This is a genomic window from Saccharibacillus sp. JS10 (assembly GCF_024436065.1).
Classification (GTDB): Bacteria; Bacillota; Bacilli; order Paenibacillales; family Paenibacillaceae; genus Saccharibacillus.
In genome coordinates this window covers 45,545-51,917 of record NZ_JANFNS010000011.1, presented here as the reverse complement: position 1 = coordinate 51,917, position 6,373 = coordinate 45,545, and the positions used below count along the sequence as shown (strand labels likewise).

Here is a 6,373-nt window from a genome sequence, read left to right as displayed (position 1 = left end):
TGCATGATCGCGACTCACTTACTGTTCAGTTTTCAAGGAACAAACACTTGATTTTCGTTTCTGCCGCTCAATGTTTCTCTCGCAGCAGCAACTCTTATATATTAGCACGTTCGTTTTCGTTTTGCAAGTCTTTTTTTAAATCTTTTATTTCGCTTTTTTCAAAGCGCAATATCGATCTCAATTAGGCTGGCTCGAAAGTTCGAACGCCACGGTTGCTCTCGCAAGGCCGTTCTTAGAATATATCACGCTGGTTTCAAGAAAGCAAGCATTTTTTGTATAAAAGATTATACATACGCTAATTCCTTTCATTTCTTATCAATTGCATTACCAAATACGAGTTCTGATCTCTTCTACGAGTTAGACGTAGTAGACTTTCTTGGCCATAGCGTGTAGCTAAAGCTAATAACGAAGTCGATGGCTAAGATCAAGCTCCAACGATAAATCCATGACTCTAATGATTCAGACTTATTGGAATCTCCAATCAACCCAATCATTCCTACTAATAGAACAATACCGATTGTCCAAGCCAAAAGATGTCGATACCAATCCTGACGCTGTCTAGTAGCATGTGCTCGTCCGGTTTTAGGTTTTTCGATCGGCTTCGGCCCATTACCATATCGATAAGCAAAACGTTCGTCTGCCCATTTAATCATTCGATGCCCAAATGCTACGGTTGCTCCTAGATAAACGGCTGCTAGCCCGTGAACGAAAGTTGCTTCTCCGCCTTGTCTAATATCGATTACGGTTGCGGCAAGTAAAATAAGATCGACCACGGGAGTCATTAGCAACAAGATTGCTCCTGCTTTGTTTTTCTTCCATATATACCGAGTGAATAGACCCGACAATACAATCACCCAAAACCCGACCTCACAGGCGACAATCAACCACCCCATCTTAAACGCCTCCTTTTTAATACAGTTGTATTTTATAAAATTATAATAACACGATTGTATTAAAAAGAGAAGTATTATATTTATGATGCTATAATCGAGGTATGCCAAAAATTGTCGATCATGAACAACAAAAAATAAAAGTCGCTGAAGCGGCATGGCGAGTCATTCGCCGCGAAGGAATCGAAAACGCTTCGGTACGTAACGTTGCTCAAGAAGCTGGGATTTCGCCAGGATCCATGCGACATTACTTTTCTACTCAAGCAGAGTTGTTTTCTTTCTCTATGGGTTTAGTCTCTGAACGGGTAACGGCTCGGCTCTATTCGTTGTCTTTTGACCGCCCGATGATTGAGGTTGCGAAAGATATATTGAGAGAACTGGTTCCTTTACATGAAGACAGCCGTTCCGAGATGGAAGTGTGGCTCGCATTCGTCTCCAAATCATTATCTGAGCCTTCGCTGCGCGATCATGCCGACCGAGTCTATGAAGAATTACGTTCGGCAATGCTGCTGGTCACAAAAAGGCTGGTTGAACACGGTTACGCTTCGGAACGATTGGATATTGAAGAAGAAGCGAAGCGGATGCATGTCTTTGTAGACGGGGTAGCTTTGCAAGGGCTGACTTATCCAGAGCGAATGCCTTCGAACGAGATGAGAAAGCTGTTGGATGATTATGTAGATTCTTTATGTACAAAGTTGAAGTAGGATAACCCCACTCAAAATAGAAAGGAGTATAAAAAAAAGAGAAGGCGCGATATGCGCCTTCTCTTTTTTATTTGGATATGGATTACAGATTACGCATATGCGGGAATAACAGCACGTCGCGAATCGAAGGAGCATTGGTCAGCAGCATAACCAGACGGTCGATACCGATTCCGAGTCCCCCGGTAGGTGGCATACCGAATTCCAGTGCACGAATAAAATCTTCATCCATTTCGTGCGCTTCATCATTGCCTTGCTCTTTTTCTTGAAGCTGAGCTTCAAAACGCTCGCGCTGATCGATTGGATCGTTCAATTCGCTGAACGCATTGGCATGTTCGCGTGCCACGATAAACAGTTCGAAACGATCGGTGAAGCGTGGATCTTGATCGTTCTTTTTCGCCAGTGGAGAAATTTCGAGCGGGTGCCCGGTTACAAAAGTCGGCTGGATCAACGTTTCTTCTACGAATTGCTCGAAGAATGCGTTCAGGATATGACCGAATGTCATATGTTTTTCGACCGGAACTTTGTGTTCTTTTGCCAGCGCGTGTGCTTCTTCGTCCGTCATCTGAACGCCGAAGTCTACACCCGTTACTTCTTTGACCGCATCAACCATCGATACCCGGCGCCACTCTGGCTTCAGATCGATTTGTTGACCTTGATATTCAATCGTTGTTGTACCCAATACTTCTTGCGCAATGTGTGCGACCATCGTCTCAACCAGACTCATGATGTCTTTGTAATCTGCGTATGCTTCATACAGCTCGATCATTGTAAATTCCGGGTTGTGACGTGTCGATGTTCCTTCATTGCGATAAACGCGGCCAATCTCGTATACTTTTTCCATACCGCCTACAATCAGACGCTTCAAGTGAAGCTCAATCGCGATGCGCATGTACAGTTCCATATCGAGTGCGTTATGGTGCGTCACGAATGGACGTGCTGCTGCACCGCCCGCGATCGAATGCAAAGTTGGCGTCTCGACTTCCAAATAGCCGAGCGAGTCTAAATAACGGCGCATCGACTGGATAATTCTCGAACGCAAAATAAAGGTTTGTTGCACTTCCGGATTTACGATCATGTCCACGTAGCGCTGACGGTAACGCAGCTCAACGTCTTTGAGACCATGATATTTATCTGGCAACGGTTGGAGCGATTTTGTCAAAACAGTCAATTCTGCGACTTTGATCGTCGTCTCGCCTGTCTTCGTCTTGAACACGGTACCGCGAACGCCGACAATATCGCCGAGATCGAGAATCGTGAACGCATCATATTGTTCTTCCGGTACACTGTCTTTACGTACATAAAGTTGAATACGACCGGTCAGGTCTTGAATATGCGCGAAGCTAGCTTTACCCATTGCGCGTTTCGCCATGATGCGACCCGCCAATGTAACTTCAATCGCTTTTTCTTCCAGCTCGTCTTTTTCGAAAGTGTCGTACTTGGACATCACACCGGATGCCGTCTCGTTACGTTCAAACTTTGTACCAAACGGGTCGATCCCGAGAGATTTTAATTCACCTAATTTTTCACGGCGTACTTGAAGTAGTTCACTCAGTTCAACTTCCTGAGTTTCTGGATTTGTATGTTCTTCAGACACTTGTCGTTCAGCTCCTGTCTTTAGCGAGGGTTCGCATGATTGTTCTTTGGCAAACTCCGCTTATCGTCAACCTATATTATCGTTCCAAATCGCCTTATCCGTCAACCGCGAAAGCTTACACCTTGTTGCTTATATCTACGTTTGACAAGCTTTTGAAACAAAAAACTTCCTGCATTCGCTTAGGCACCAGCCAAAACGATTACAGGAAGTTCAGATTCCGAAGATGCCAGGCGGCACCTTGTTTCGAAATAAATTATTTTCTGATGTCGATGATTTCGTATTGCAGAACGCCAGCAGGAACGTTAACGTCTACTTTGTCGCCTTTGGATTTACCGAGAAGGGCACTTCCAACTGGGCTTTCGTTCGAAATACGATTCTCCAATGGGTTCGATTCTGCTGAACCTACGATCGCGTATTCCATCTCGTCTCCGAACTCTACATCTTTTACCACAACTGTGGATCCTACGCTTACGACATCTGTACCGATTTCATCGGCATTGATGATTCGTGCGTTGCGCAGCATTTTTTCTAATGTAATCACTCGGCCTTCGATGAAAGCTTGTTCGTTTTTGGCATCTTCGTATTCGGAGTTTTCGCTGATGTCTCCGTAGCCGATTGCAACTTTAATCCGTTCCGCCACTTCGCGGCGTTTTACAGATTTCAGGTTTTCCAACTCGTCTTCCAGTTTTTTCAGCCCGTCCGGGGTGAGAATAACCTCTTTATCGCTCATCTGTACCGATTCTCCTGTCATGTGAATAGTAGATTTTCGCACACTCACATCCGGTTAATTACGAAATCCCTGCAAAGACGGCAACGTCAAAATAGAAACGACCACGCCTTCAAGACATAGACGTGTACCGCTTCTCGACTTAAGAAATATAGTGACGGGCAGCTATTGCCAGAGCCGTTATATCTCCAAGAACGTCAGTACCTTCGTTGACCGATTGGTCAACTGAAAAGGCGCTTTTCGCGTCTATCAAATGCCGAATCCAGGCAAAGCGTGCATATTCCGCATTTTGGAATTTATGTTGGTGAGGCGAATTTTATACTGACAAATTATATGGGAAGCATTACGAAAAGTCAATGCGTTTCCTTGCTGAATTGAAAACGTTTTATTTCAACAAAAAAAGACTGAATTCGTCAGTCTTTTTTTGTTGAAATATGAAGAATATTCGTGAATTGTCGATAACTTGCTTCATATAGCTTCAATTTGTTTCACGGGAAGCATTAAGCTTCGGCGGCGGCGTATTGGGGAAGGTTGGTTAGGTAATCGTCCAATACATGAACCATCTCGCTGCGCGTGGTACCTTCCATGATATGATCTTTGATACTCGCGGAGCCTTTTAACCCTTTGAGATACCAAGACAAATGCTTGCGCATCTCGCGCACCGCTACATGTTCGCCTCGAAGTGCAATCAAACGATCCATATGAAGAACAGCGATACGAATCTTTTCTTCCGGTGTTGGATCTTCGATCCGTTCGCCGGTTTCCAAATAATGAATCGTACTGTAGAGCATCCACGGATTGCCGAGTGCTCCGCGTCCGATCATGACCCCGTCGCAGCCGGTCGTATCCAGCATACGCTTCGCATCTTCAGGCGTATTCACGTCACCGTTGCCGATCACAGGAATATTCACCGACTCTTTGGCAAGCTTGATCCAGCTCCAATCGGCAGTTCCGGTATACAGCTGCTCGCGTGTACGACCGTGAACGCTGATCGCGCTAGCTCCTGCCGCTTCCGCCGCTTTTGCATTTTGCTCGATAAAAATATGCTCGCTATCCCAGCCGATCCGCATTTTTACCGTGACCGGCTTTTGAACCGCGGCCGTAACCGCCGTGACCATCTCGTAAATCTTTTCCGGATTCAGCAACCAGCGCGCACCTGCATCGCATTTGGTTACTTTGGGAACCGGGCAACCCATATTAATATCGATAATGTCGGCATTCGTTTCTTGATCGACGACTTTTGCCGCTTCGACCAGCGACGCACGATCACCGCCGAAAATTTGCAAACTGAGCGGTTTTTCCCGATCATCGACAAACAACATTTCGCGCGTACGTTTGTTGCCATGCAAAATGGCTTTGTCGCTCACCATCTCCGCACAAACCAAGCCGGTTCCGAATTCTTTGGCGATCAAACGAAAAGCAGGATTACATACACCCGCCATAGGAGCCAATACGACGCGGTTTTTCAATTCAATATTGCCGATCTTAAGCATAAGTCTTCACCTCTTGACTACAAAAATAAAAATTAAGGAAACAAAGGGCCGCTGACGCGAACGATACCGGTTGCTTCGCCAAGTTCAAGCAGCGAATCGTCGACAAGTTTGCGTAATCCAGACGGCTCGTTTGGCGGCGTGACATCATCTAGCGGAATCAAGACAAAAAAGCGTTCTGCCATCCGGGGATGCGGAAGGATTAGATCCGTACTCTCAATCGCCAGACCATTCATCCAAAGCAAATCCAGATCTGCGGTTCGAGGGCCGTAACGAATATCGCGAACTCGACCGAGTTGGTCTTCGACATGTTGCATCACTTGCAGCAAAGCATGCGGAGCAAGTGTGGTCGCAAGTACCGCTGCCATATTCAAAAAGGGCGGCTGATCGGCATAACCGACAGGATCTGTCTCATACGCATCGGAAACGCGAAGCACATCAATATCCGTATGTTCATGAAGCAGACGCAAAGCCTCATGCAGCGTTTCTTCGCGGCGACCCAAGTTTGCGCCCAAAGCAATATAAGCCTCTGACGGTTCAGAGGTCGAATGTAAAGGGTGATCTACGTTCATATCTGATCTCTCTTTCGGCTCCGACGGATTTCGACCGTCACGCCTTCAAAATGAATATCGAATGGTGGATGCGGCTTTGTTACGCGTACCGTGGCTGCATCCACCCTAGTATACGTGCGCAGTACAGCAGACGCAATACGTTCAGCTAACGCTTCGATCAACTGAACCGATTCGCCTTCTACCACGCTTTTGACCGTCTCATGCACTTCCGCGTAATTAACCGCTTGATGAAGATCGTCCGTTAATCCCGCCGCAGATAGATCCATTTCAAGTTCTAACCCTACGTAAAATCGTTGCCCGAGTCGACGTTCTTCTTCGAATACGCCGTGGCGCCCGTAATACTCCATCCGTGAGATAATCATTTTATCCATATCTATTCCACCTTTTTCCCAAAAA

At 46.1% G+C, this 6,373-nt stretch carries 7 protein-coding genes; 1 reads left to right on the top strand and 6 read right to left on the bottom strand.

Features of this window, described 5'->3' with window-relative positions:
* Positions 1-350: 350 nt before the first annotated feature.
* Positions 351-893 (bottom strand): hypothetical protein, encoded by a 543-nt coding sequence (locus tag NOM90_RS19150; RefSeq protein ID WP_255944351.1) that lies wholly within the window; start codon positions 891-893, stop codon positions 351-353.
* Positions 894-994: 101 nt separating this feature from the next.
* On the opposite strand from NOM90_RS19150, the gene NOM90_RS19145 reads away from it, so the two are divergent.
* Positions 995-1,594, top strand: coding sequence for a TetR/AcrR family transcriptional regulator (locus NOM90_RS19145; protein WP_255944350.1), 600 nt, complete (start codon positions 995-997; stop codon positions 1,592-1,594).
* Between the two features lie 82 nt (positions 1,595-1,676).
* On the opposite strand, the gene lysS is transcribed toward NOM90_RS19145, so the two are convergent.
* The 5 genes from lysS to folB all read right to left on the bottom strand — a co-directional run bounded on the left by lysS (position 1,677) and on the right by folB (position 6,348).
* Positions 1,677-3,188 carry a lysine--tRNA ligase gene (gene lysS, locus NOM90_RS19140; protein WP_255944348.1) on the bottom strand — a complete coding sequence of 504 codons (1,512 nt, stop codon included), beginning with the start codon at positions 3,186-3,188 and terminating at the stop codon, positions 1,677-1,679.
* 253 nt (positions 3,189-3,441) lie between these two features.
* Positions 3,442-3,918, bottom strand: a complete 477-nt coding sequence (gene greA, locus NOM90_RS19135; protein WP_255944347.1) for a transcription elongation factor GreA — start codon at positions 3,916-3,918, stop codon at positions 3,442-3,444.
* 497 nt (positions 3,919-4,415) lie between these two features.
* Positions 4,416-5,408 (bottom strand): tRNA dihydrouridine synthase DusB, encoded by a 993-nt coding sequence (gene dusB / locus NOM90_RS19130; RefSeq protein ID WP_255944346.1) that lies wholly within the window; start codon positions 5,406-5,408, stop codon positions 4,416-4,418.
* Between the two features lie 32 nt (positions 5,409-5,440).
* Complete coding sequence (folK, locus tag NOM90_RS19125) at positions 5,441-5,977, bottom strand: 2-amino-4-hydroxy-6-hydroxymethyldihydropteridine diphosphokinase (protein ID WP_255944344.1); 537 nt, start codon at positions 5,975-5,977, stop codon at positions 5,441-5,443.
* Entirely contained in the window at positions 5,974-6,348 is a 375-nt protein-coding gene (folB, locus tag NOM90_RS19120; RefSeq protein WP_255944342.1) for a dihydroneopterin aldolase, read from the bottom strand. Before folB ends, folK begins: the two co-directional genes overlap by 4 nt.
* Positions 6,349-6,373: the final 25 nt, after the last annotated feature.

Bases quoted from the DNA above. Each gene is read 5' to 3' on its own strand.
- NOM90_RS19150 (WP_255944351.1), bottom strand. From the start codon at position 893: ATGGGGTGGTTGATTGTCGCCTGTGAGGTCGGGTTTTGGGTGATTGTA.
- NOM90_RS19145 (WP_255944350.1), top strand. From the start codon at position 995: ATGCCAAAAATTGTCGATCATGAACAACAAAAAATAAAAGTCGCTGAA.
- greA (WP_255944347.1), bottom strand. From the start codon at position 3,918: ATGAGCGATAAAGAGGTTATTCTCACCCCGGACGGGCTGAAAAAACTG.
- dusB (WP_255944346.1), bottom strand. From the start codon at position 5,408: ATGCTTAAGATCGGCAATATTGAATTGAAAAACCGCGTCGTATTGGCT.
- folK (WP_255944344.1), bottom strand. From the start codon at position 5,977: ATGAACGTAGATCACCCTTTACATTCGACCTCTGAACCGTCAGAGGCT.
- folB (WP_255944342.1), bottom strand. From the start codon at position 6,348: ATGGATAAAATGATTATCTCACGGATGGAGTATTACGGGCGCCACGGC.